Genomic DNA, 23,447 nt, shown 5'->3' on the forward strand with positions numbered 1-23,447 from the left:
ATAGAAATATAGAAATATTTCTATATATTTTTCATTTTTTAACCGGTGCAATCTATTTCTCACACCGGTTTTCTAACTACATCTTACTCTTCATATAGAATTTTGTCAATATGTTCCCGCTTTTTTTCTAATTTATCCCCTTCGCATTTGGATAGATTTTCTTCATCTTCGCATCATCATAATGCACATCCACCCACTTCTGGACAACATTCGTCGCCTGTACACCATTTCCTCTTTCATCGTATCTTACCAGTGCCACACAGGATACCAGAATATTGCAGACCATAAATACTAATAAAAACCAGGTCAAAAGCTTTCCTGCAACTGCCGGTATTTTTTCTATCCATTTTTCCACAGGTGGAAATAATATTTTAAACCACACAACCGCAGCAATTCCCCAGAAAAAGCAGTAAAGCAGATTGATTCGACCTCCCAGGTTAAACGGGATCTTACTGTAATCCCAGAACACTTTTCCAAATACAAGTTCCGTAAACACACTGCAGAAATACTCATAAGCACCACCAAGCAATGTTCCTGTAAGGAAAAGAAAACGATCCCCTTTATCCTTATATTTGTACAAAAGTGCTGTGACAAGCGCAATTGCAAGCCCCCAGACAATGCTGAACGGTCCCCAGACCACACTGCTTCTGCTCATCCATACTCCAGCCGTCACACGACAGAAAATCGTTTCTGTGATATCTCCCAGAAAAGCACCGATCATAAACAGCATCACAATCTTATAAAAGCCGCACCCTTTTGCAAATACCTTTTCTTCGTTCTCTTCCCGGATTTCCTCTTCGATTTTTCTTGCCTTTGGATATGCTTTTTTCAGACGCTTTTCCAGACTTCCGGCAATCTTTCCCGCAATTTTTGTGCTGATCTTATCCATCCCGGCATCCGTTGCAATCCAGCGCTCCGGCTTCTTACTCTTTCCGGTAAGAAGCATAAAGGAACCAAAGATATCCACAAAAAGTACACCGATCAGTGTCAGCAGCACAATATGCATCAGAAGTTTCGGCAGAATATGTAATAAAATCAACGTGACCCCATTGCACCATCTCACTGCCAGATAACCGAGCACACCCCAAAATAGTGAAGCCGGAAGACAAATATATCCATCCAGGTTCCATTTGATATTTGAATAATCCCACCATCTTGCCTTGAATGCTTTTTCGATCAGATGTCCACTGACCCATTCTGCAACTGTTGCATAGACCGTTGCAAAGATAAATAGCCAGATTCCCCGAAGTTCCTGTAATCCCACTGTCATCGCAATTGCGGTCAGACCATAGAGCACACAGAACGGTCCATTTACCAGACCTCGGTTAGCAAACTTTCTCTGCTTCAAAGTTGCCGATATCGTTTCCAATACCCAGCCACCAAAAGAATAAATAAAAAAGAGCCACAGTAATTCATATCCAGTATAGTGATTCATAGTCTTCTCCTTTGTAAATTCATGGTATCATCTTATCATGCCAACCATGAACTTACAATTGGGATTTTATCCATAAAGATATTATATAACACCAATCGTTTTTACAACCGGTTAAACCGGGATCCGACTCCCCATACCGTCTCGATGATCTGCGGATTCCGCATATCCACATCGTCATTTCATTTCCTGTAGTCGAAATTCGGACTGCGCCTTCTGTTTTTTCTGTATATTTATTTGTTTATCGTATATATTTTCCCATTTTTATATGTATTCCTGATTTATTTCATATATTTAAAATTATTTTATTTTTTTCAGAATTTTTATTGACATTTTGCATTTTATGAGATATTATAATATTAACAAAACAAAAGGAGGACGGACCACCAGAAACTTAATCTTAACTCCAAAGTCTAAGAAAGTAAGAGGTATGGACCAAAGGACACTTAATTTAAAACTCGGACAAATCTAATGAAAGTAAGAGGTACGGACCAAAAGGAACATAATTTAAAACCAGAACAAAATCTAATGAAAGTAAGAGGTACAGACCACCGGAAACTTAATTTAAAACCAGAACAAATCTAATGAAAGTAAGAGGTATGGACCAAAAGGAACATAATTTAAAACCAGAATAAATCTGATGAAAGCAAGAGGTACAGACCAATGGCAAGATAATTTATACAATATCAAATCAATGAAATCAAGAGGTGCAGACCAATGGCATAATAATTATTGAAATTTACATAGAAAAAACTATTTGAGATAATAGTTTCAGATAGATAAGAAGTGAATAAGGAGGATAATCCAATGGATGGATCAAATTAAAATCCACTGTAGCTGAAAGATCAGATACAGTGGATTTTTTATGACATATTTTTTGTTACAAAGTTCAAGAGCGCGCCTGCTGACGCGCTCAATTTCTGCTGATTCATAGTACAGCGGATTCTATGAAGTCTTCCGGTCCATATCCCATACTGCCTTACCATCATCACAGTATTCCAGATCCGGGCATTCCCCCTGTACAAAGGAATAAACCGGTTCTTTTCCTTCATATTCCTGAATGATACCATTTAATTTGGCAAGCATTTTTTCTTTATCCCCCGGAAGATGTCCTCTGACTCTCACATGAATAAAATCATGAAAACCATCATATAAAATATTTGCTCCTGCTTTTTCCGGTACAATCCTCTCGATCAGATGATATTCTTCCCGAATTGTTTCCAGCTCATCTGCCGGAACAAAAGTACCTTGCCGTATATCTTGATACAACGGAACTTCTTTATGCAGAAACATGGAAAAATTCACTACATGCACCGGATTGGTCCTGTTCAGGAACTGCGCCAGTGCTTCTGCATTTTCCATTCCTCTTCCTTTTCCTGCGACTCCGGTCATAATATGTGCATCATAGATCAGTCCTGCTTCATGAAGCCTGTCGATTGCCTGATATGCCTGTGCCAGATCATGATCTTTTTTCATAAATTTCAGCACATCATCCAGTCCGCTCTCGATTCCAAGATACAGATGCTTTACCTTTTTTCTAGCAAGCATTTCCAGCTCTTCCTGGCTTTTATGTAAAATACTCGTAACAGTCGCATCCATATTAATCCCTTCACATTCTGGGAAGTAATATGCGATCAGATCCAGAATCTCATACAATTTTTCTGTCTTCAGACCAAATGCATTACCATCCCCCAGAAAGATCTTCTTCGGCTTCCCATGCAGTTCCCGCACTCTCTTTAGTTCCGCTTCAATCTGTTCCATCGGAAGTTCCCGATACTTCAGATGCCGGAATAAATTACAGAATTTACACTGATTATATGAGCATCCAACCATAACCGGAAGCATGAAAGAGCTTCTTTCCATCGGGGCCCGGCAAATCTGTCCTTCGTAATCCATATGTCACACTCCTATGCTTCTACATAATAGACATAATTTTCTTTTCTTGGTTTTGCTGCAGGAAGTTCTGCTGCCGCATATCCAAGTACGCAATGACCGATTCCTTCATAGTCTCCTTCGATTCCCCATTTTTTCAGAAGAGCCTTTCCTTCCTCGGATTCAAATTCTTCTTTTGCCCGGTGGATCCAGCAGCTTCCGATTCCAAGCGAATGCGCTGCATTCATCAGATTTCCCATCACAAGACTTCCATCATAAAGATATGTCGGTCTTGCCTTATCTGCAAGTACAATAAGAACTACCGGTGCCCCATAAAACGGATCTGTATCGGTTCCCATAATTTTTGCATTCATTGCTGAAAGCTGATCTCTTGTTGCTTTATCCGTCACTGCCACGATGATCGGTGACTGCATTCCCATTCCCGTTGCCGCATAAGTTCCGGCCTCAATGATCGTATCCAGATCCTCTTTTCTGATCATATCCGGTTTGTATCCACGGACACTTCTGCGTTCTTCCATATTTTTGATTACTTCATTCATAAATTTTCAGCTCCTTTCAAATCTGCTTCTATTGTAGCACGATTTGAAAGGAGCTGTATGTATCTTATTTATTAAATTTTTATATCGGGCTTATTTTTCTTCGCCCCAGACTTCTTCCGCGATTTCTTTTACCAGTGCAAGCTTCTTCCACTGTTCTTCTTCTGTCAGTTTATTTCCGATTTCACAGGAAGCAAATCCACACTGTGGACTCAAATACAGTCTGTCGAGCGGGACATATTTCGCTGCTTCATGGATTCTCTTAATTACGTCTTCTTTATCTTCCAGCTTTGGTGACTTGGTTGTGATCAGACCGAGAACCACTTTTTTATCACCACTTACACTCTTCAACGGCTCAAATCCACCAGAACGTGCATCATCAAATTCCAGATAATATGCACTTACATTTTCACGGGCGAATAAAGCTTCTGCCACACGGTCATATGCACCACTGCTTGCATAAGTAGAATGGAAATTTCCACGGCATACATGAGTGTTGATCACCAGATCCTCCGGCGCTCCCTCAATTGCACGGTTATTGATAGCAAGAAGCTGTTCCATGATTTTCTGAAGTCCGGCTTCATCGGTTCCGAAAATTGCTGTAGCATGTGGATCTACACACATTCCCCATGAACAGTCATCCAACTGAATGTTTCTACAGCCCGCATCATACAGGTCACGAATAACTTTCTTATATCCATTTGCGATATCTTCTGCCAGTTCTTCCACATCCGGATAATACTGATTGGTATTTGGAAGGGACATTGGCATAATAAACTGTTCCAGGAACTGTGCCGGTGCCGGAATCGTCTGCTTTGCTACTGTATTTTCATCTTCCAGTGCCTTTACAAATTTAAAATGTTCTACAAATGGATGCTGATCTACGGAAATTTTTCCAGTCAAATAAGTATCATCGATCATTGCAGCTTCACCGTGGAACGGAAGTCCGGTCTTAGTCGGCTCATGTCCTACCCCGTTAAATCCCCACATAAAATCAAGATGCCAGGTTGCTCTTCTGAACTCGCCGTCTGTGATCACATGATATCCGGCTTTTTTCTGCTTCTCTACCAGATCAAGAATTGCATCATCCTCAACCTTTGTCAGTTCTTCTTTTGAAATCTTTCCTTCTTCAAAATCTCTTCTTGCTCTTTTCAGTGTTTCCGGTCTTAAAAAACTTCCTACATAATCATAACGAAATGGTGTATTTTTACTCATAATATAACTCTCCTTTTCTCTTTCGTACTGTCTGTCTTTTATGTTTGAAAGTATAGCAGAGTATTCTGCATCTGAAAAATACAAAAAAAATGCAGTTTGCCATAGTTTAAAACTATAGCAATATCAAAAAAATGTTTCACGCTCCCTGCTTCCATGCTACAATATTACCAGGATATCTGACCAGAAGTATTTTCCGCTAAGATACATTTTCCAGATACTTTTCTGATATCTCAAACCCAAAAACAATATTCTTTATAGAAAGTGAAAAATATGACTCTTCAACAATTAAAATATGTCGTAACTGTTGCTGAAACAGGAACAATTACCGAAGCCGCAAATCGTCTTTATATTTCCCAGCCAAGCCTGACAAACGCAATCCGTGAACTGGAAAAAGAAATGAAGATTACCATTTTTCTCCGGACTAATAAAGGGATCATCCTTTCAAAAGAAGGCGAAGATTTCTTAGGATACGCCAGACAGGTGCTGGAACAGGCCGCTATTCTCGAAGATAAATACAAAGGAACTTCTGGCGGGAAAAAGAAATTCTGTGTATCCACGCAACACTATTCTTTCGCTGTCAATGCCTTTGTCGATCTGATCAAAACCTACGGACAGGATGAATATGATTTCAGTCTCCGCGAAACCCAGACATACGAAATCATCGAAGATGTAGCAAAAATGCGCAGCGAGATTGGAATTCTTTTCTTAAATAATTTTAATGAAACGGTTCTGGAAAAAATTTTAAAATCCAACGGGCTTATTTTTCATCAGCTGTTTGTTGCAAAACCACATGTATTTATCAGCAGACGTCACCCTCTCGCCGATCACAAAATAATCACCAATGAAGAACTGGACGATTATCCATATCTTTCCTTTGAACAGGGTGAACACAATTCCTTTTATTTTTCAGAAGAAATCTTTTCTGTATCTGAACGCAAAAAAAATATCCGTGTACGGGATCGTGCCACCTTATTTAATCTTCTGATCGGGCTAAATGGCTACACAGTATGCAGTGGTGTAATTGACAAAAAGTTGAATGGAAAAGATATCATTGCCGTTCCTCTTGCTGACGAAAGTGATATGCGGATTGGGTATATTACACATAAAAAAAGGATGTTAAGCAGATTAGGGACAACTTATCTGGATGCCTTGAAAAAATATCTGCAATAAAAAACTTCTGGAAGCAGTTTTCCTGTTTCCAGAAGTTTTTGTTTTAAAACAAACATACAATTCCATGCACAATAAATGCAGCAACCCATGCAATCACGCACTGAAAGATCACAACACCGATCGCCCATTTACCACCAAGTTCTCTTTTAATAGAAGCAATCGCTGCCACACACGGTGTATACAAAAGACAGAAAATCAAAAGTGCTGCTGCACCGGCTGTATTTATCACCGCTGTCAGTGCTGCTGTTGACCCAAACAAAATCGAAAGAGTGGAGACGACACTCTCTTTTGCCATAAATCCGGAAATCAGTGCCGTTGATATTCTCCAATCACCGAATCCAAGTGGAATGAATACAGGTGCGATCATACCTGCTACCGTTGCAAGGATACTTGCCTGTGAATCTGTCACCATATTCAGATGCAGATCAAAGCTCTGCAGGAACCAGATCACGATCGTTGCACCAAAAATAACGGTAAATGCTCTCTGCAGGAAGTCCTTTGCTTTTTCCCAGAGAAGCTGACCAACATTTTTTGCTCCCGGCATACGATAATTCGGAAGCTCCATAACAAACGGAACAGGTTCTCCTTTGAACATCGTCCCTTTCATTGCAAGTGCAGTAAGGATTCCCATCAGGATTCCAAAGAAATAGAGACCAATCATTACAATTGCACCCTTCCCCGGGAAAAACGCCGCTGTAAAGAATGCATAGATCGGAAGTTTTGCTGAACAACTCATAAACGGAGTCAGCATAATCGTCATTTTACGATCACGCTCTGAAGAAAGTGTCCGGCTCGCCATAACTCCCGGTACTGTACATCCAAATCCGATCAGCATCGGTACAATACTTCTTCCGGAAAGACCAATCTTTCGCAAAAGTTTATCCATAATAAACGCAACCCTTGCCATATATCCACTGTCCTCCAGCATCGAAAGGAAAAAGAACAGTGTAACAATAATCGGCAAGAAACTCAGCACGCTTCCAACCCCCTGAAAGATTCCATCTACAATCAGTGACTTTAATACGCCATTGACTCCTGCCGCATCCAGCGCCTGACTGCAGGCTACAATCACCTGGTCAATTCCCTGTTGCAGAAGATCCTGCAAAAATGCTCCGATCACATTAAATGTAAGCCAGAATACCAGTCCCATAATTGCAATAAATGCCGGAATCCCGGTATATTTTCCTGTCAGAACCTGATCAATCTTCCTGCTTCGCACCCGCTCCCTGCTCTCATGTGGCTTTAAGACCGTATCTTCACAGGCACGCTGGATATAGTTAAAACGCATTCCCGCTACTGCCGATGAACGGTCTACCTTGCATTCTTCTTCCATCTGCAGATTGATATGTTCCAGAAGTTCCTTTTCATTCTGGCTCAGCTTTAATTTTTCCAGGACAAGCTCATCATTCTCTGCCAGTTTGCTTGCTGCAAATCTGACCGGGATCCCTGCTTCCTTTGCATGATCTTCAATCAGATGCATGATCGCATGAATGCATCTGTGAACCGCACTTTCCTGACCTTCAGCAGAGCAGAAATCCACTTCCTCCGGTGCTTCCTGATATTTTGCGACATGCAGTGCATGTTCTACCAGTTCCGCAATTCCTTCTCCCTTTGCTGCCGAGATTGGTACAACCGGTACTCCGAGAAATGCTTCCAGCTCATTCACACGCACAGAGCCACCGTTCACACGCATCTCATCCATCATATTCAGCGCAACAACCATTGGGATCTCAAGTTCCATAAGCTGCATCGTCAGATACATATTCCGTTCAATATTGGTTGCATCTACAATATTGATGATTCCTTTCGGTTTATCCTGAAGCAGAAATTCTCTTGTAACAATTTCCTCACTGCTATACGGAGACATAGAATAAATTCCCGGAAGATCGGTAATACGGGTATTGGGATGTTCCTTGATCACACCGTCTTTTCTGTCAACCGTAACACCTGGGAAATTTCCCACATGCTGATTCGATCCGGTCAGCTGGTTGAACAGCGTTGTTTTTCCACAATTCTGATTTCCAACCAATGCAAACGTAAGTGTCGTATTCTCCGGTAACGGATGCTCTGTTTTCTTCTCATGAAAAATGCCTGCTTCTCCATACCCCGGATGCTGTGCATCTCCTAACGGTTGTCTGCCTTCCTTCTTCTTATAATGCGGCTCATGGGCCGGCGTAATTTCAATCTGTCCGGCATCCTCCAGACGGATCGTAAGTTCATAACCATGGATTCTGATCTCAACCGGATCCCCCATCGGCGCATACTTTACAATCGTTACTTCTGTTCCCTGGATCAATCCCATATCCAGAAAATGCTGCCTGAGTGCACCATTTCCTCCTACGGAAAGAATCGTAGCTGTCTTTCCGACTTGTAATTCTTTTAATGTCATTCCTCTATCTGTCTCCTTTGGCAAAACCATTTATTGATAATTTATATCATTATCATATCAGTCCTGTAGGTAGTCATTCAAGAATAACATTCGTTTTTTCTAACTAATTTCATCGTCTGCAAATTGTTTTACTCCGTAGCCTCTCTAAACCGGTACCCTACTCCGATTTCTGTCAGAATAAATCTGCAATTTCCGGGATCCTTTTCTATCTTCCTTCGCAGTGCTGCCATAAATACCCTCAGGTTGGCTGCTTCTACTCCCTGTGCACTGCCCCAGATCTGGCTGAGAATATAATTATGTGTCAGTACCTTTCCCCTGTTGTCGATCAATAGTTTCAAAATTTTATATTCCATCGGAGTCAGATGAACTTCTTTCCCATCTATCGATACCTGATGTTTTTCCCAGTCCACTTTCAGATAATCACACTGAAAGATTTTTTCTTTCTTCTCTTCCGGGATCTGGTTACTCTTTCTGAGCGCCACACGGATTCTGGCAAGCAGTTCGCCCATATAAAACGGTTTTGTCACATAATCATCTGCCCCCAGATCCAGTGCCTGTATTTTTTCTTCCTCTTCCTGTCTTGCACTGACCACAATGATCGGTATCTTCGAGATTTCTCTTACATTTTTTATAATCTCAATCCCGTCACCATCCGGAAGTCCAAGATCCAGAATGATCATATCTGGTCTGTTTGCATAGAACAGTGCATTTGCTTCTCCACATGTCTTCGCAATCACATAATCATAGTCTTCTTTCTTAAGACTCATCGAGATAAAGTTAATAATATATTTATCGTCTTCCACAATTAAAATTTTATGCTTATCTGCCATCTGTACTTACCTGCCTTGCCTCCAACCAGAACATGAACCTTGCTCCGCCTTCTTTTCTGTTCTCTGCACAAATATTTCCACCATGTGCATTTACTACCGCTTTACATATAGCCAATCCCAGTCCGATTCCTCTTTGTCTGTCCCCTTTTTCGTCTGACCTTGTAACAAATTCGTCAAAAATATTTTCTTTCAGATCTTCCTGAATCCCGTCTCCGTCATCTTCTACACTGATCCACACTTTCCCTGCATCATATCTGGCTTCTATACAGATCCATCCATTTTCCCCTGTATGCTTCATCGCATTATCCAGAAGATTGACCAGCACCTGGACCATCAGTTTTCCATCTACATTTACAACAATCAGCTCCGACGGAAGTTTAATTTCAAACCTCCTCTTTTCCCGGAGTCCTATGATATGTGATACGGCTTCATAGATCAGATCATCCACTACTTCCTGGTTTTTCCGGATCTCAAATTCTTCACTTTCCAGCTTTGTCATATTCAAAATATTTTCCATCAGGCGCATCAGCCATACAGACTGCTCCTGTATCTCTCCTGCCAGTTCCTTTCTGACTCTGGCATCCAACTCATCCGCCTCTTTTAAGAGTCCTGCAGCTCCCATAATTCCGGTCAAAGGTGTCCTGAAATCATGGGATATACTTCTCAGCATATTGCTTTTCAGCTTTTCTCTTTCCATCTGTGCCCTTGTTTCCTCTGCAATACGCACCTGATTATGAAATCGTACCATAATACTTGCAGAAATGAATCCTGTGATAAGGAAAAATACCAGACGTACCACATCATTCTGATCCGTCATCGCAAATGTATGCACCGGCACTGTAAAAAAATAATTAAACAGCAACACACTGCATACAGAAGCCATCATTCCATACAGATAACCGGTAGTTGTAACTGTTATGACCAGTACACCCACAATATAGATCATCAGAATATTTTCTTTTCGAATTCCATAACTCTGGAGAAAAAAAGACAAAAATGTTGCAACCGCCATGATCGCAATCGACTGCACCATATATTTTACTCTCTTTTTTGTCATTTTCTTTCCCCCATCATTCATCATTTTATACTTGCAAGCAGACGGTCAATATCCTTTGTAAGACCTACTACAAGCAGATGATCCTTCTCATGCATCACATAATCCGCTCTCGGAAGGACCACCAGCTCTGTATTTTTCTTTATTCCAAATACAGTTATATGATAGTTTGCCCTTATATCCGCTTCTTCTATCGTCCGCCCGATCCATGCAGCCTTCGGCTGGATTTCAAAAATCGAATAATCCTTACTGAGTTCAAAATAGTCAAAAACATGATTTGCACTGTATTTTACAGCCAGTCGCTCTGCAATATCCCGATCCGGATAAAAAACTTCATCCGCTCCATTTCTCAATAAGAATTTTGCATGGATATCCCTGTTTGCCTTACTGACAACATGTTTGGCTCCAAGCTCTTTTACCAGGCTTGTTATCTCCAGACTGCTCTGGAAATTTGATCCGATGCACACAAAGCAAAGATCGAAATTTCCTACTCCAAGACTTCTTAATACTTCTTCATTTGTACAGTCCCCTACCCGTACTGCTGTTGCGTATTCCAACAAATCCGGTGTCTTTTTTTCATCTTTATCGATGACCATTACCTCATTTCCCCGATTTGCCATATCCATACACAGATGATGGCCAAATCTTCCAAGTCCAATAATCAATACTGATTTCATTTTTCTACTCCTTATTCTATCCTATCGTAATTTCTTCTACCGGTTTCCGGATCGGTGCTTCATGTCTGTGCCCTTTCAATGAAAGCGCAAATGTCAGACTTCCTATTCTTCCGCAAAACATCAGAAATACCAGCATCATTCTTGATGCCATGCATACATCTCTTGTGATTCCCGCAGACATTCCCACTGTTCCCATTGCAGAAAAGACTTCAAACATCACATCCGCCAAAGAAAACGGCTGCATAATTTCCATGAAGATCGTTCCTGTTAGTATAAGGAACAAATTCGTACACATTACAACACTGGCCTTTCTGATCGCAGTTTCATCCAGTCTTCTGTTAAATACATTACAACCGGCTGCTTCCATCAGATTTGCACGCACAAATACAATAAGAACCACTACGGTTGTCGTCTTAATTCCACCTGCTGTAGATCCCGGGCTTCCTCCTATGAACATCAGAATCATAGTAACAAGTTTACTGCCTTCCGTCAACGCTCCTGTATCGGTTGTATTAAATCCTGCCGTTCTGGCTGTCACCGAGTGAAATAAAGAACAGAGTATCTGTTCTTTCACAGGCATCCCTGCCAGTACATTATTTTTTTCCAGTATCAGGAATAAAACTGCTCCTCCTATAATCAGAAAACCTGTTGTTGATAATACAATCTTTGTATGCAGATGATATTTTTTCCATTGAAATTTTTTCACAGACAGATCATCCCACACCAAAAAACCGATTCCACCGATTATAATCAGCAGCATGATCACTGTATTTACCAGCCAGTCATCCGAATATCTGATCAGTGACTGATAGGCACCATTTTCTCCCATAAGGTCAAACCCGGCGTTGCAAAAGGCTGATATAGAATGAAAGATCCCGTACCAGATTCCTCTTCCTATTCCGAATTCCGGAATAAACCGGATCATCAGCAATACAGCTCCAATGCTTTCAAAAAAAAGTGTTCCTTTTATAATCTTCTTCGTAAGCTTTACAATTCCACCAATTTGAATACTATTGATACTCTCCTGCAAAATTCCACGGACTTTAAGCCCTATCTTTCTTCTTAACAGAATCGCCACACAGACACCAATTGTCATAAATCCCATACCGCCGATCTGGATCAGGATCAAAATGATAAGCTGTCCAAAAAAAGACCAGTGCAGATATGTATCCTGTACAACCAGCCCAGTCACACAGGATGCGGATGTCGAGGTAAATAATGCATCTGCAAAAGATGTCATATTTCCATCCCTTGATGAAACCGGAAGCATTAAGAGAATACTTCCCAAAAGGATCAACAACAAATACCCGACAACAATCATCTGTGTCTGTGTCATCTTTTTATATATTACTGTCATTTGTTTCGTTTCCTTTCTCCTCTATATCTTTCTTCCTCTCTCTCTTTTTTATCCTTCTTCAGAAAAATGTCGAGTTCACGCATCAGATGCAATCCGGCGATCAGCAGAAAGCTCAGGATCCCTGTAAATAAAATAATACTCTCAATCTCGAACATAACCTTTCCTTCCTCTCACTGTTTTTCCTCTCCTGTTTTGTAAATCAATGATAGTATTTTTAGTATAAAGATTGTATAAAGATTCCTGATTTTATGTAAATATTCCGTTATGATTTCCTGCTGAAAAATGGGATTAGGAATTTCATTAAATAGAAAGAATGTGCATCTCCGGCACGCAGTGCCTTTTGTTTCATAGGAAGTTCCTTCGGGATTTTCTATGAAGCAAAAAACGGGCACTTTGCAGTTCTTTCTGCAAAGCGTCCGCCTTTTTTACAAAATCTTTTTATTCAACTGCTGCTTCTTCCTCATCTGTTTCCGGAACATCATTATGAACGGCAGCCACACCTGCTACATCTGCTTCCGGATCTGTGATCAGTTTGACATCTTTATCCTTTGCGATGTCAAGGTCTTTGACTTTAATGGTTTCTCCAACCTTCAAATCTCCAACATCAACAATTACTTTTTCAACAAGTGCAGATGGAAGTGCTTTGTATTCAATTTCATCAAGCAGTTCCTCCACAACACCTGTGACAACCTTTGACTGATTGTGGATCACAACTTCTGCTACAGAATGTACCATTTCTCCACTTACCAGTGCCTGAAAATCTATTTCAAGTACTTTTGAACCCATAGAATCATAATCGACTTCTTTTACCAGCACATCCATCTGCTCTCCGTCCAAATCCAACATGATCTGGCTTCCTTTGCCATTAGCTTTCAGGAACTTTTCCGCTTCTTTCTGTGTCATCTGTACCGGAATGGAGCCTTCAATCTCACGTCCGAATACATTGCCGGTTACATAACCTTCTCTTCTGAGTTTTTTGGCTTTTGTCTGCATGTTTCTTTTTTCAGCTTTTAAAGTATTCATTTATCTTTTCCTCCAATCACTGACTTCTGGTAAAGTACCTATTTCCTTGTTACAGCTGTATTATAGCACTCATGGATTATCAAGATTAACCAAAATCACATCTTTTTTGATCAATATTTTTGCTGTTTTTCAAACTTTTTTATTTGTTTTGTGCAATTTTTTATTTTTCAGTCCTTATAGATTTCCATAATTTTTCATATTTTCAGCTTTTTATTGTTCCAGATATTCTTTGATCCTGTCGATATTATACAAAGGAATATTTGTCATCCATTCCTGTTCCCGGTAATCTGACATTGACGTTCTTACGGCATATTTAGGCTTATATTTTTCACAGAACGCTTTCAGGCTTTTTGCCCTCAAATTTTCCTCCGCTTTCACTTCCAACGGAATAATCGAAGTTCTTCCCTGCTCTTTGTACCTTATGAATCAGTCCACAGCCTAAAAGCCATTGTATTGCCAGTTCAAAATCTTTTGCCCTTGATCCTTTTCTCACCTGTCCATAGATATATTTTTTATTTTCCTTCGCCAGCTGCATCGGAATCGAATTCCATACAAGATTCAGTCTTGGAACCAATGAAGTCTCGGCGTGTTTTGAAAAATCCTGTTGATAATAATTCAACAGGTTCTTCTGTATCTCTCTGACCTGATTAAAATCCTTCGTTTCTACATACGTCTGTACTACTTCCGGCATGTCACCTACATAATAATATTCGCGTAATCGGTCTATATATTTAGATTTGAATGTTGTCACCATATCGGTATCCGTTCCCTGAAGAATATTTACGAAGCGTTCCTCTCCTAATGCGCACAAAAATTCCTGAAATGTCAATGGATAAAGATCCATAAAATCTACCTTTCCAACCGGAAAAGAAGTTCCTTTATGCAATGCCACACCCAAAAAAGAACCTGCTGCCACAATTGCATTTCCACCTGCAAAATGCTATACTCGGATAAGAAATGTTAATGAAAAGAGGTTTGATTATGAGAGCATATGAACGACTTTTAAATTATGTAGTAATCCGTACTCCAAGTGATGAACACAGTACGACTTCTCCTTCTTCCCAGTGTCAGTTCGACCTGGCACGTATTCTGGCAGATGAGATGACTGCCCTCGGGATTTCTGACGTAAGTCTGGATGAATTCTGCTATGTATATGGAAAGATTCCTGCCACACCGGGATATGAGAATAAACCATCTATCGGATTTATCGCACACATGGATACCGTTTCCGATTACTGTGACCATGACATCATCCCGGTCGTACACAAGAACTACGATGGCGGTGATCTGCCGCTTGGCACAAGTGGACGTACCCTTACCGTAAAAGATTTCCCGCATCTTCCATCTCTTGCCGGACGCACCCTGATCACAACAGACGGTACAACTGTTCTTGGTGCCGATGATAAAGCCGGAGTTGCCGAGATCATGACCATGGCCGAAGCACTGATCAAAGAAAATATTCCTCATGGACCGATCTCAATCGCTTTTACACCAGATGAAGAAGTCGGTGGTGGAACTGATCATTTTAATGTGGAAAAATTTGGTGCACAGTTTGCCTACACTCTGGATGGCGATACCGAAGGAGAAATTCAGTATGAAAACTTCAATGCATGCAAGGCAGATTTTGAAATTACCGGCTTTGCTGTGCATCCGGGTTCCAGCAAGGATACGATGATCAATGCGTGTCTGGTTGCCGCTGAAATCAATAACATGCTTCCAGGACTTGAAATCCCGCGTGAAACGGAGGATTATGAAGGATTCTACCATTTGACCGGTATGAGTGGAGATGTGGCACAAGCAAAGCTTCATTACATTGTAAGGGATCACGACAAGAATCTGTTTGAAGCCAGAAAAGAAACTCTTCGCCATATCGAAAAAAATCTCAATGAAAAATGGGGAGAAGGCACTGTGAAACTTATGATTACTGACCAGTACCAGAATATGGCTGAGATTATTGCCGGATGCATGCATCTGATTGAGAATGCAAAGAAAGCCTGTGAAAATGTGGGTGTTGCACCGCTTGTGCTTCCGATCCGTGGCGGCACAGACGGATGCCAGCTCAGCTTTATGGGACTTCCTTGCCCGAACCTTGGAACAGGGGGACATGCATTCCATGGACCATATGAACACATCACGGCAGAAGGAATGGACAAGGCTGTGGATATCGCAGTTGAGCTTGTGAAATTATACGCGGAGATGTAAAGGGTTGTCTTTCGTCTTTAATCCGATTTAACAAGTAAACAAATATTTTAAGCAAAACCGGAGTTGACGCATATCACTAAAATCTATGCGACAACTCCGGTTTCTTAAATTTGAAAATATTCTTTTATCTGTCCCAGTATTATCCCCATCAGCTTTGTCCTTGCTTCTACACTCGCCCATGCTACATGTGGTGTAATCAGCAGTTTTTTGCTGTCTTTTATTTTTCGCAGCGGATTCGTCTCACTCATCGGCTCCTGACAAAGTACGTCAAGTCCGGCTGCAGCTATCTCGTCATTTTCCAGTGCCTCATACAGATCCTGCTCGATTACGATCGGACCACGTCCGAGATTCAGGAAAATACAGGTTTTTTTCATTTTTGCAAATGCTGCTTTATCCATTAAGCCCTCTGTATGTTCATTTAACGGTGCATGAATGGATATAATGTCAGATTTTGCAAGCAATGTATCCAGATCTACCTGTTCGTAACCTTCCTGCGCCGAACGCCCTGATGCAGAGTAATAAATAATCTGTGCTCCAAATGCTTTTGCGATATCCGCAACTCTCCGTCCAATTGTTCCCAGACCTATGATCCCCCACGTTTTGCCACTGATCTCCGTAAAATGCTCTGCAAAATGCGTAAATATTGTATCATTGATATAACGCTCTTCTTTTACATAATCATCGTAATAACGTATCTTTTCCAGCAGATAGAGAAGCATTGCAAAAGTGTGCTGTGCCACCGTTTCTGTCGAATAGCCAGCTACATTTCTCCATGCAACTCCTCTTTTTTCCAGATATTCTTTATCCAAATTGTTGGTCCCCGTTGCCGTCACACATACCAGCTTTAAATTCTCTGCTTTTCCAATCGTCTGTTCATTGACCTGTACTTTATTTAAAATAATCACATCTGCATCCTGAACTCTTTCCGGTACTTCTTCTGATGTAGAAAAATCGTATTTTACGACTTCACCTAACCTGTCAAATCCAGAAAGATCAATATCTTCTCCAATTGTTTTTACATCCAAAAAAACTATTTTCATAATCTGTTCCTCACTTTATCACTGTAATTTGCAACTTTTTCTGTTCATTATCATAACAAATTTATTTTACGAATACAACCTAAACAACCGTTGACATCCTTATCCTATGGCGCGTATACTAAAGAAATGAAGAGCATTTGCGATTATATCCAGATATAATTAGCAGGTGTTTTTTTTGGTCTTTCTGGCAAGCCTTTGCTTTTTATAAATCACATTCCATCAACATCAAGGAGGTTATTATCATGAATCAGAACAAAGCTTTGGAACTTACAAAAGATATCGCAACTGACATTATCGGAGGAATCCTGATCGCTGTCGGTGTCTATAATTTTGCTGCCGCCGCAAAATTTCCGATGGTAGGGGTAAACGGAATCGCCCTGATCTTTTACCAGTTGTTTGGACTGCCGATCGGTACTGTTGCCTTGATCCTTAACATCCCGATCGCCATCTGTTGTTTTCGGCTTCTGGGACGCAGATTTTTCCTGAATTCAGTCCGGACGATCATTATTACTTCCATAATCATGGACGTGATCGCACCGCTGTTCCCGGTTTATCAGGGTGACAGACTTCTTTCTGCCATCTGCTGCGGTGTCCTTTCCGGACTTGGTTATGCAATGATCTATATGCGTGATTCTTCAACCGGCGGCTCTGACTTTATCATGATGTCGATCAAAGCACTGAACCCTCACCTTTCCCTTGGAAATATTGCATTTGCACTGGATGCAGTAATTGTGATCCTCGGAACCGTAATTGTATCCCGTGACGTGGACAGTCTGATCTACGGTCTGATCGTCAGCTATCTGCTCTCTCTTGTTATGGATAAAGTTATGTACGGAATTGATGAAGGAAAGCTTGCCCTGATCGTAACCGATCCCGAGCACAGCACTGAAATCTGCTTTAAAATCGATGAGGTTCTCGGACGCGGCTCTACAATTTTAAATGGTATGGGAAGTTATTCCAAAGATGATAAGCACATCATAATGTGCGCCTGCAACAATAAGCAGATGTACGGAATCCGCAAGCTGATCAAAACGATTGATCCAAAGTCCTTCCTTGTAATCATGGAATCGAATGATGTAGTGGGTGAAGGATTTAAAGATGAGTAAATTGCGGTCAGCTTTTTCAGACAGCTAAGCAAATCATCCGTATCACTTGTTGGACACTTTGCATCAAAAATAGAATTTCTGATAATAAAAACCGGAGGCTCATGTGTCTTTTTACACAAGCCTCCGGTTTTTCTATAATCTGCCAAGCCAATACTTCGCTTTTATACACACTCTGATTCCCTGTCCTTTTTAAGTCCGGCTCTTCCTATGAATTCAGATCTTCTGTGATTGATTTAAGGTTCATGAAGTTTGTCAGATAATCTGCTGTACCAGTCTTCGCATCTGTTCCGGACATGTTAAATCCACCAAATGGATGCTGAAGTACAACTGCTGCTGTAGATTTTCTGTTAAAGTATAAGTTACCTACCTGGAATTCTACTTTTGCTCTCTGGATATTTTCACGTGTCTCACTGTATACAGATCCTGTCAGACCATATTCTGTCTGGTTTGCTACATCAAGTGCTTCATCAAAAGAATCTACTTTGATAACAGCAAGGACTGGTCCAAAGATTTCTTCATTGGCAATTCTTGCATCTCTCTTGATATCGCGGATTACAGTAGGATCAATATAATATCCTTCTGCGTCACTGTATGTACCACCGAATACAACATTTCCTTCTTTACGTCCGATCTCGATGTAATTGGTAATGCTGTTATAAGCGCCCTGGTTGATAACCGGTCCCATCGCTGCATTGCTTTCGCCCGATCCCTGGTTCGCCTTCAGTTCTGCTGCGCATTTTACAACTTCATCTACAAACTCATCATATACATCTGCCAGAACAATTGCTCTTGAGCATGCAGAGCATTTCTGTCCCTGGAATGTAAATGCAGAGCTTGCAACTCCATTTGCTGCTTTCTTGATGTCTGCTGTTGAATCTACGATAATTGCATTCTTTCCACCCATCTCAGCCACAACACGTTTGATCCATCTCTGTCCGTCAGCGATCTTGGCTGCATGTTCATTGATTCTGCATCCAACTGCTTTTGATCCTGTGAAGTTTACAAATCTTGTAAGCGGATGTTCTACGATGAAGTCACCAATCTCTGATCCTGATCCAGGAATGTAACTTACTACGTCAGCCGGAATACCGGCTTTCTGGCAGAGTTCTACGAATTTGTATGCAACGATCGGAGCGTCTGAAGATGGTTTGCAGCAGATCGTGTTACCGGTAACAACTGCAGATACGATCATTCCACCAAACAGTGAGAGCGGGAAGTTCCATGGAGAAACAGCCATACCTACACCGAGCGGGATGTAAACGCATTTTGTAAGTTCATCTGTAGGAACCAGCTCTTTTCCTTTTTCCAGATTCTGGATATGCATTACATAAGAATTGATAAAGTCAAGCTGTTCGCAAAGTTCTCCGTCAGCTTCTCCCCAGTTCTTTCCACTTTCAAGGACGTTCCATGCATCCATGATGAAACGGTTCTCGATCAGAAGTGCTGCAAGTCTTCTTAATACACGTACTCTTTCTTCTACAGATGTCAGGCTCCATTTTTTGAATGCTTCGTAAGATGCCTTGATTGCCTCATCAGCCTGTTCTTTGCTGCATGAGCATGCATATCCGAGTACTTCCTTTGTAGCCGGTGATACAGAAGCGATCTTCTTTTCTGTCTCAACTTTTTTTCCACCGATGATCAGCGGGTAAACAGCACCTGCTTCTGCATGAGCCTGTTTGAATGCTTCTTCTATTTTCTTTTTATTTTCTTCCAATGTGAAATCAACTTCTACTGCGTTTTTAAATCCTGTAAGCATGTACTTATGTCCTCCTTGAACTATGGTCTATAAATTGTTTATTATTGTAACAGCAAATTTTCTCCACGTCAATATGTTAAAGTAAAAAAATGTATTTTCGTATACAATTATACCGTTTATATTTTAACAAATAACTTGCATATTTTCGTTCTATTGACATTTTATCTCAATGGATATAAGATATTATCTAAATTGTTCTTTTTAGAACATTTTTATAAAAAAAACGGAGGTGTATAGATGAACATTACAGACCTACTTGTATTAATGCAGCGAATTGGGAAAATGCATGAACAGATGTTGAAAGAATTATGCCGCCAGTATGATCTCTCGCTGATCGAGGCTAAGATCATTGCTTTCTTACATAATAACCCCACAAAAGATACCGCAGGTGATATCGTCGAGCTACGGATGCTCTCGAAAGGGAATGTATCCCAGGCAGTTGATCTTTTATGTCAGAAGGGACTTCTTTCAAAAACAGCAGACCAGACGGATCGCAGGAAAACGCATCTTTCCCTGCTGCCATCATGCGAAAATGTTACCGGAGCAATCGACACGTTCCAGTCTGCTTTTTACCACAATCTGTTTGACGGATTTTCATTAGAAGAATTCCAGATGTTCGCCTCGCTGAATGAACGTCTGGCATCCAACGTAGCAACTATTTATCACAAAGGAGATTATTAGACATGAACAAAGACAAAGATTTTCTGGGTACTGAACCCGTCGGAAAGCTGATGTTCCGGCTGGCACTTCCGACGATCACCGCACAGCTCATCAATATGCTGTACAACATTATTGACCGTATTTACATCGGACACATTCCTGGTAATGGGGCACTTGCCCTTACCGGAGTCGGCGTATGTATGCCACTGATTATGATCATTTCCGCTTTTGCCGCACTGGTTGGAGGCGGTGGTGCACCGCATGCTTCGATTGCAATGGGAAAAAATGATCTTAATACTGCAGAACATATTCTGGGTAACTGCTTTTTCCTGCAGATTCTGATTTCTATAATCCTGACAGTCATCCTGCTGTTTGGTAACCGTACTTTTCTTCTTGCCTTCGGTGCCAGTGAAAATACGATTGAATACGCTGTAAATTATATGAACATTTACGCTGTCGGCACTATTTTCGTCCAGCTTACCCTTGGCATGAATATGTTTATCACCACACAGGGTTTTGCCAAAACAGGTATGCTCTCTGTTCTGATCGGAGCAGTGATGAACATTGTTCTGGATCCGCTGTTTATCTTTGCATTCCATCTGGGTGTCAGAGGTGCTGCGCTTGCCACAATTCTGTCACAGGCAGTCTCCTGCATCTGGGTTCTTTCTTTCCTTTGCGGAAAAAAGACGATCCTGCACATCCGGAAAAAGAATCTCATCCTGAAACCGGAGATTATTCTTCCTTGTGTCGCTCTCGGGCTTGCCACATTTATCATGCAGGCTAGTGAGAGTATCATCTCTGTATGTTTCAACTCTTCTCTGCTGAAATACGGAGGAGATATCGCAGTTGGTGCCATGACAATCCTCACCAGTGTCATGCAGTTCGCAATGCTGCCACTGCAGGGTCTGGGACAGGGTGCCCAACCAGTCCTGAGCTATAATTACGGTGCAAAAAACAGAGATCGTGTAAAAAAAGCTTTCAGGCTTCTTTTAACAGCAAGCCTCTGTTATTCCACAATTCTGTGGGCATTTATTATGCTCTTCCCTCAGGTGTTTGCCGAAATGTTTACTTCCGATTCTGCACTGCTTAGTTTTACTAAATCAGCACTCCGGATTTACTGTGCCTGCCTGCTGCTTTTCGGAATCCAGATCGCATGCCAGATGGCATTTACATCATTCGGAAAAGCAAAGGCTTCGATTGCTGTCGCTGTTACACGTAAATTTATCCTGTTGCTGCCACTGATCTATCTGCTGCCGCATATTCTGACCGGGAACAAGACCAATGCAGTGTATATGGCTGAACCGATTGCAGACTTCCTGGCTGTATCCTTCACGACGGTTTTGTTTACGTTTCAGTTTAGGAAAGTGTTGAAAGAACTTGAGGGGTAGTCGCAAGAGGGCATAAAAAATAATCCCTGGCAGCTGCTAAGTTGCACGAACCATTCCAACGAGCCTTTCAAAGCATCAATTGTGTCAGCAATGGCTTCCACAATTGATTAAGTCTCGTTTCCATCGTGCAAAGACGCATCTACCAGGGATTATTTTTTATTTACGTTATTGACTGAGTTTTACTTCTTTGACAGGATTTTGAACTGAAGCCGTAAATCATTGTTTTATATTTTCAAATGGATTTACACTTTACCTCAATTAGGCTTCCTGACCATCGGCAATTTTGGATGTTTCTTTTTCTGGGAATAATAATGCGAAAATCTTTCTTACCAGTGGACCGGCGAAGCAGAGCTGCCAGAAGAATGCCATTGGGAAGTTGATTGCAGTGGTCTGGAACCAGACGGATATGAACTGGATTCCCGCATTCTTGAAGAGCAGGGTTGCTGCGAGGCTCATAAGTGGACACATTCCGATGATGGATTCTACGGAAATGGCGATCACCAGGTGAAAGTTATTATCTCTTTCCAGATTAACAATGGAAAATGCTTTTTTCTTTGCAAATGGTCCGATCAGGAAAAAATCAAGGATGAATGCAATTGGTCCCATAATGACCAGCTCGTGGAATGCATTTAAAAATACCTGGTTATTCATTCCTCCTACGTTGAGAGCAATGTTGTAACAGATCATGGTATAAACCATCACGAACACCATGATAATTGTGAAAATAACGTCTTGAAATTTGTTTTTTGGCATAAAAATATCCTCCTTCATAATAAGCGTAACAGAAAATGTGTTGTTCGTTCATCATTCCGGAGGAATGTATCGTTTCCAATATAACCGAGATTCTATTCTTTTTTCTATATGGCATATACCAGACAACGCCATATCAGCAAGGTTTATAATACCTCAACTCTTTAAAAATAGTCAAGTATTTTTTCAGATACATTGAATCATTTTTATCTCTTTTTTCCAAATAAAGAACTCCATACCGTCAGGACCGCTCCTGCAAAAAGAGCCAGATCCGAGAGATTAAAAGTGATATCCGAGAGTTTCTTGTTCTTTGTTTTCAGAGACAGATAATCGACCACATAACCTCTTTTAAAACGGTCATAAGTATTACCTACTGCTCCGCCCAGCATCAGCGATGTTCCAAGCTTTGCCAGTTTGCGTCCCGGTTCTTTCCAAAGAAGCTGATCCCAGAAAAACAGGATTCCAAGTGCTGCCGCCGACATGCCTTTTACCAGCTTTGGTCTGGAATCCAAATGATTCATCATCAGACCTTTGTTGTGGACTTTGCGGTAGATTCCTTTTCCCTTCCAAATCCGGCGTTCTTCCCCGTCTCTTACATTTTCTTCAGTATATTTTTTAATTCCAAGATCGCACCCGGCAACAAAAGCTCCGGTTAAAATGCTCAGGATTTCCATAATTATTCTCCTTTGATGCGCGCGATTTCCTGCTCGCATACCTCTGTCTGTTCTTCACGCTTTTCGATTGCTTCGCAGAGTGCGATAAAATCGGTATCTACCACTTCCCCCTGTTTGAAACGCTCATATACCAATCGTCCGATCTCTGTCATATCCCGCTCGCTGTCTCGCTTCAGACCATAGATCTCATTTTTCTTTTTCTGGATATCGATCGTATCTCCTGCCTTCTTTCCAAGATCATCCACGGTATCTGAAATCCGCTTTCCTATTGTATCAAAAAAATCACTCATTTACT

22 protein-coding genes are annotated in these 23,447 nt (G+C 41.1%); 5 read left to right on the plus strand and 17 right to left on the minus strand.

What is annotated here, in order from left to right; all coding sequences use genetic code 11:
- Positions 1 to 127: 127 nt before the first annotated feature.
- The 4 genes from AB5213_RS11050 to AB5213_RS11065 all read right to left on the minus strand — a co-directional run bounded on the left by AB5213_RS11050 (position 128) and on the right by AB5213_RS11065 (position 5,076).
- Positions 128 to 1,435: a putative ABC transporter permease gene (locus tag AB5213_RS11050; RefSeq protein ID WP_008374301.1), complete on the minus strand. Its 1,308-nt coding sequence runs from the start codon at positions 1,433 to 1,435 to the stop codon at positions 128 to 130.
- A 942-nt stretch (positions 1,436 to 2,377) separates the two neighbouring features.
- Positions 2,378 to 3,328, minus strand: coding sequence for a radical SAM protein (locus tag AB5213_RS11055; RefSeq protein ID WP_368276689.1), 951 nt, complete (start codon positions 3,326 to 3,328; stop codon positions 2,378 to 2,380).
- Positions 3,329 to 3,339: 11 nt separating this feature from the next.
- Complete coding sequence (locus AB5213_RS11060; protein WP_022220868.1) at positions 3,340 to 3,864, minus strand: nitroreductase; 525 nt, start codon at positions 3,862 to 3,864, stop codon at positions 3,340 to 3,342.
- Positions 3,865 to 3,954: 90 nt separating this feature from the next.
- Positions 3,955 to 5,076, minus strand: coding sequence for a 5-methyltetrahydropteroyltriglutamate--homocysteine S-methyltransferase (locus AB5213_RS11065; RefSeq protein ID WP_173685687.1), 1,122 nt, complete (start codon positions 5,074 to 5,076; stop codon positions 3,955 to 3,957).
- Positions 5,077 to 5,346: 270 nt separating this feature from the next.
- Between AB5213_RS11065 and AB5213_RS11070 the strand changes: the two genes are divergently transcribed.
- Positions 5,347 to 6,246, plus strand: a complete 900-nt coding sequence (locus AB5213_RS11070; protein ID WP_008374293.1) for a LysR family transcriptional regulator — start codon at positions 5,347 to 5,349, stop codon at positions 6,244 to 6,246.
- A gap of 43 nt (positions 6,247 to 6,289) precedes the next feature.
- Here AB5213_RS11070 and feoB read toward each other — a convergent pair whose 3' ends face one another.
- From feoB to AB5213_RS11110, 8 genes are all read right to left on the minus strand, one after another.
- Positions 6,290 to 8,635 (minus strand): ferrous iron transport protein B, encoded by a 2,346-nt coding sequence (feoB, locus tag AB5213_RS11075; RefSeq protein WP_055249142.1) that lies wholly within the window; start codon positions 8,633 to 8,635, stop codon positions 6,290 to 6,292.
- 128 nt (positions 8,636 to 8,763) lie between these two features.
- Positions 8,764 to 9,465 carry a response regulator gene (locus AB5213_RS11080; protein ID WP_055158392.1) on the minus strand — a complete coding sequence of 234 codons (702 nt, stop codon included), beginning with the start codon at positions 9,463 to 9,465 and terminating at the stop codon, positions 8,764 to 8,766.
- Positions 9,455 to 10,522: a DUF4118 domain-containing protein gene (locus AB5213_RS11085; RefSeq protein WP_242856267.1), complete on the minus strand. Its 1,068-nt coding sequence runs from the start codon at positions 10,520 to 10,522 to the stop codon at positions 9,455 to 9,457. The genes AB5213_RS11080 and AB5213_RS11085 overlap by 11 nt, the downstream gene beginning before the upstream one ends.
- Positions 10,523 to 10,542: 20 nt before the next feature.
- Positions 10,543 to 11,196 carry a TrkA family potassium uptake protein gene (locus tag AB5213_RS11090; RefSeq protein WP_055158396.1) on the minus strand — a complete coding sequence of 218 codons (654 nt, stop codon included), beginning with the start codon at positions 11,194 to 11,196 and terminating at the stop codon, positions 10,543 to 10,545.
- A gap of 16 nt (positions 11,197 to 11,212) precedes the next feature.
- Complete coding sequence (locus AB5213_RS11095) at positions 11,213 to 12,553, minus strand: TrkH family potassium uptake protein (protein WP_055158398.1); 1,341 nt, start codon at positions 12,551 to 12,553, stop codon at positions 11,213 to 11,215.
- Positions 12,550 to 12,708: a hypothetical protein gene (locus AB5213_RS11100; RefSeq protein ID WP_008374277.1), complete on the minus strand. Its 159-nt coding sequence runs from the start codon at positions 12,706 to 12,708 to the stop codon at positions 12,550 to 12,552. Before AB5213_RS11100 ends, AB5213_RS11095 begins: the two co-directional genes overlap by 4 nt.
- Positions 12,709 to 12,991: 283 nt before the next feature.
- Positions 12,992 to 13,576, minus strand: coding sequence for a 50S ribosomal protein L25 (locus AB5213_RS11105; protein WP_008374273.1), 585 nt, complete (start codon positions 13,574 to 13,576; stop codon positions 12,992 to 12,994).
- Positions 13,577 to 13,904: 328 nt separating this feature from the next.
- Positions 13,905 to 14,492 carry a hypothetical protein gene (locus AB5213_RS11110; protein ID WP_195479354.1) on the minus strand — a complete coding sequence of 196 codons (588 nt, stop codon included), beginning with the start codon at positions 14,490 to 14,492 and terminating at the stop codon, positions 13,905 to 13,907.
- A gap of 65 nt (positions 14,493 to 14,557) precedes the next feature.
- Between AB5213_RS11110 and pepT the strand changes: the two genes are divergently transcribed.
- On the plus strand, positions 14,558 to 15,778 hold the full coding sequence (gene pepT, locus AB5213_RS11115; RefSeq protein WP_368276690.1) for a peptidase T: 1,221 nt from the start codon (positions 14,558 to 14,560) through the stop codon (positions 15,776 to 15,778).
- Positions 15,779 to 15,882: 104 nt separating this feature from the next.
- Here the strand turns inward: pepT and AB5213_RS11120 are convergent, their stop codons facing one another.
- Positions 15,883 to 16,818, minus strand: a complete 936-nt coding sequence (locus AB5213_RS11120; RefSeq protein ID WP_055158404.1) for a D-2-hydroxyacid dehydrogenase — start codon at positions 16,816 to 16,818, stop codon at positions 15,883 to 15,885.
- A gap of 242 nt (positions 16,819 to 17,060) precedes the next feature.
- Here AB5213_RS11120 and AB5213_RS11125 point away from each other — a divergent pair, with 242 nt between their 5' ends.
- Entirely contained in the window at positions 17,061 to 17,924 is an 864-nt protein-coding gene (locus AB5213_RS11125; RefSeq protein ID WP_022220861.1) for a YitT family protein, read from the plus strand.
- A 205-nt stretch (positions 17,925 to 18,129) separates the two neighbouring features.
- Here the strand turns inward: AB5213_RS11125 and AB5213_RS11130 are convergent, their stop codons facing one another.
- Positions 18,130 to 19,680: an L-glutamate gamma-semialdehyde dehydrogenase gene (locus tag AB5213_RS11130; protein ID WP_368276691.1), complete on the minus strand. Its 1,551-nt coding sequence runs from the start codon at positions 19,678 to 19,680 to the stop codon at positions 18,130 to 18,132.
- 237 nt (positions 19,681 to 19,917) lie between these two features.
- Between AB5213_RS11130 and AB5213_RS11135 the strand changes: the two genes are divergently transcribed.
- Together AB5213_RS11135 and AB5213_RS11140 are read left to right on the plus strand one after the other, a co-directional pair.
- Positions 19,918 to 20,361 carry a MarR family winged helix-turn-helix transcriptional regulator gene (locus AB5213_RS11135; protein WP_055249128.1) on the plus strand — a complete coding sequence of 148 codons (444 nt, stop codon included), beginning with the start codon at positions 19,918 to 19,920 and terminating at the stop codon, positions 20,359 to 20,361.
- 2 nt (positions 20,362 to 20,363) lie between these two features.
- Complete coding sequence (locus AB5213_RS11140; RefSeq protein WP_055297532.1) at positions 20,364 to 21,728, plus strand: MATE family efflux transporter; 1,365 nt, start codon at positions 20,364 to 20,366, stop codon at positions 21,726 to 21,728.
- A 258-nt stretch (positions 21,729 to 21,986) separates the two neighbouring features.
- On the opposite strand, the gene AB5213_RS11145 is transcribed toward AB5213_RS11140, so the two are convergent.
- The 3 genes from AB5213_RS11145 to AB5213_RS11155 all read right to left on the minus strand — a co-directional run bounded on the left by AB5213_RS11145 (position 21,987) and on the right by AB5213_RS11155 (position 23,442).
- On the minus strand, positions 21,987 to 22,481 hold the full coding sequence (locus tag AB5213_RS11145) for a DUF2798 domain-containing protein (RefSeq protein WP_055297531.1): 495 nt from the start codon (positions 22,479 to 22,481) through the stop codon (positions 21,987 to 21,989).
- A 203-nt stretch (positions 22,482 to 22,684) separates the two neighbouring features.
- On the minus strand, positions 22,685 to 23,152 hold the full coding sequence (locus tag AB5213_RS11150) for a signal peptidase II (protein WP_070098925.1): 468 nt from the start codon (positions 23,150 to 23,152) through the stop codon (positions 22,685 to 22,687).
- A 2-nt stretch (positions 23,153 to 23,154) separates the two neighbouring features.
- Positions 23,155 to 23,442 (minus strand): hypothetical protein, encoded by a 288-nt coding sequence (locus tag AB5213_RS11155; RefSeq protein WP_022220857.1) that lies wholly within the window; start codon positions 23,440 to 23,442, stop codon positions 23,155 to 23,157.
- Positions 23,443 to 23,447: the final 5 nt, after the last annotated feature.

It is taken from the genome of Coprococcus sp. RTP21204st1_G4_RTP21204_210225 (genome assembly GCF_040915385.1).
Taxonomy (GTDB): Bacteria; Bacillota; Clostridia; order Lachnospirales; family Lachnospiraceae; genus Allocoprococcus; species Allocoprococcus comes.

What these genes read in the sequence shown, in the direction of transcription:
- AB5213_RS11050 (WP_008374301.1), bottom strand. Translation starts at nt 1,435, where the DNA reads ATGAATCACTATACTGGATATGAATTACTGTGGCTCTTTTTTATTTAT.
- AB5213_RS11055 (WP_368276689.1), bottom strand. Translation starts at nt 3,328, where the DNA reads ATGGATTACGAAGGACAGATTTGCCGGGCCCCGATGGAAAGAAGCTCT.
- AB5213_RS11060 (WP_022220868.1), bottom strand. Translation starts at nt 3,864, where the DNA reads ATGAATGAAGTAATCAAAAATATGGAAGAACGCAGAAGTGTCCGTGGA.
- AB5213_RS11065 (WP_173685687.1), bottom strand. Translation starts at nt 5,076, where the DNA reads ATGAGTAAAAATACACCATTTCGTTATGATTATGTAGGAAGTTTTTTA.
- AB5213_RS11070 (WP_008374293.1), top strand. Translation starts at nt 5,347, where the DNA reads ATGACTCTTCAACAATTAAAATATGTCGTAACTGTTGCTGAAACAGGA.
- feoB (WP_055249142.1), bottom strand. Translation starts at nt 8,635, where the DNA reads ATGACATTAAAAGAATTACAAGTCGGAAAGACAGCTACGATTCTTTCC.
- AB5213_RS11080 (WP_055158392.1), bottom strand. Translation starts at nt 9,465, where the DNA reads ATGGCAGATAAGCATAAAATTTTAATTGTGGAAGACGATAAATATATT.
- AB5213_RS11085 (WP_242856267.1), bottom strand. Translation starts at nt 10,522, where the DNA reads ATGACAAAAAAGAGAGTAAAATATATGGTGCAGTCGATTGCGATCATG.
- AB5213_RS11090 (WP_055158396.1), bottom strand. Translation starts at nt 11,196, where the DNA reads ATGAAATCAGTATTGATTATTGGACTTGGAAGATTTGGCCATCATCTG.
- AB5213_RS11095 (WP_055158398.1), bottom strand. Translation starts at nt 12,553, where the DNA reads ATGACAGTAATATATAAAAAGATGACACAGACACAGATGATTGTTGTC.
- AB5213_RS11100 (WP_008374277.1), bottom strand. Translation starts at nt 12,708, where the DNA reads ATGTTCGAGATTGAGAGTATTATTTTATTTACAGGGATCCTGAGCTTT.
- AB5213_RS11105 (WP_008374273.1), bottom strand. Translation starts at nt 13,576, where the DNA reads ATGAATACTTTAAAAGCTGAAAAAAGAAACATGCAGACAAAAGCCAAA.
- pepT (WP_368276690.1), top strand. Translation starts at nt 14,558, where the DNA reads ATGAGAGCATATGAACGACTTTTAAATTATGTAGTAATCCGTACTCCA.
- AB5213_RS11120 (WP_055158404.1), bottom strand. Translation starts at nt 16,818, where the DNA reads ATGAAAATAGTTTTTTTGGATGTAAAAACAATTGGAGAAGATATTGAT.
- AB5213_RS11125 (WP_022220861.1), top strand. Translation starts at nt 17,061, where the DNA reads ATGAATCAGAACAAAGCTTTGGAACTTACAAAAGATATCGCAACTGAC.
- AB5213_RS11130 (WP_368276691.1), bottom strand. Translation starts at nt 19,680, where the DNA reads ATGCTTACAGGATTTAAAAACGCAGTAGAAGTTGATTTCACATTGGAA.
- AB5213_RS11135 (WP_055249128.1), top strand. Translation starts at nt 19,918, where the DNA reads ATGAACATTACAGACCTACTTGTATTAATGCAGCGAATTGGGAAAATG.
- AB5213_RS11140 (WP_055297532.1), top strand. Translation starts at nt 20,364, where the DNA reads ATGAACAAAGACAAAGATTTTCTGGGTACTGAACCCGTCGGAAAGCTG.
- AB5213_RS11145 (WP_055297531.1), bottom strand. Translation starts at nt 22,481, where the DNA reads ATGCCAAAAAACAAATTTCAAGACGTTATTTTCACAATTATCATGGTG.
- AB5213_RS11150 (WP_070098925.1), bottom strand. Translation starts at nt 23,152, where the DNA reads ATGGAAATCCTGAGCATTTTAACCGGAGCTTTTGTTGCCGGGTGCGAT.
- AB5213_RS11155 (WP_022220857.1), bottom strand. Translation starts at nt 23,442, where the DNA reads ATGAGTGATTTTTTTGATACAATAGGAAAGCGGATTTCAGATACCGTG.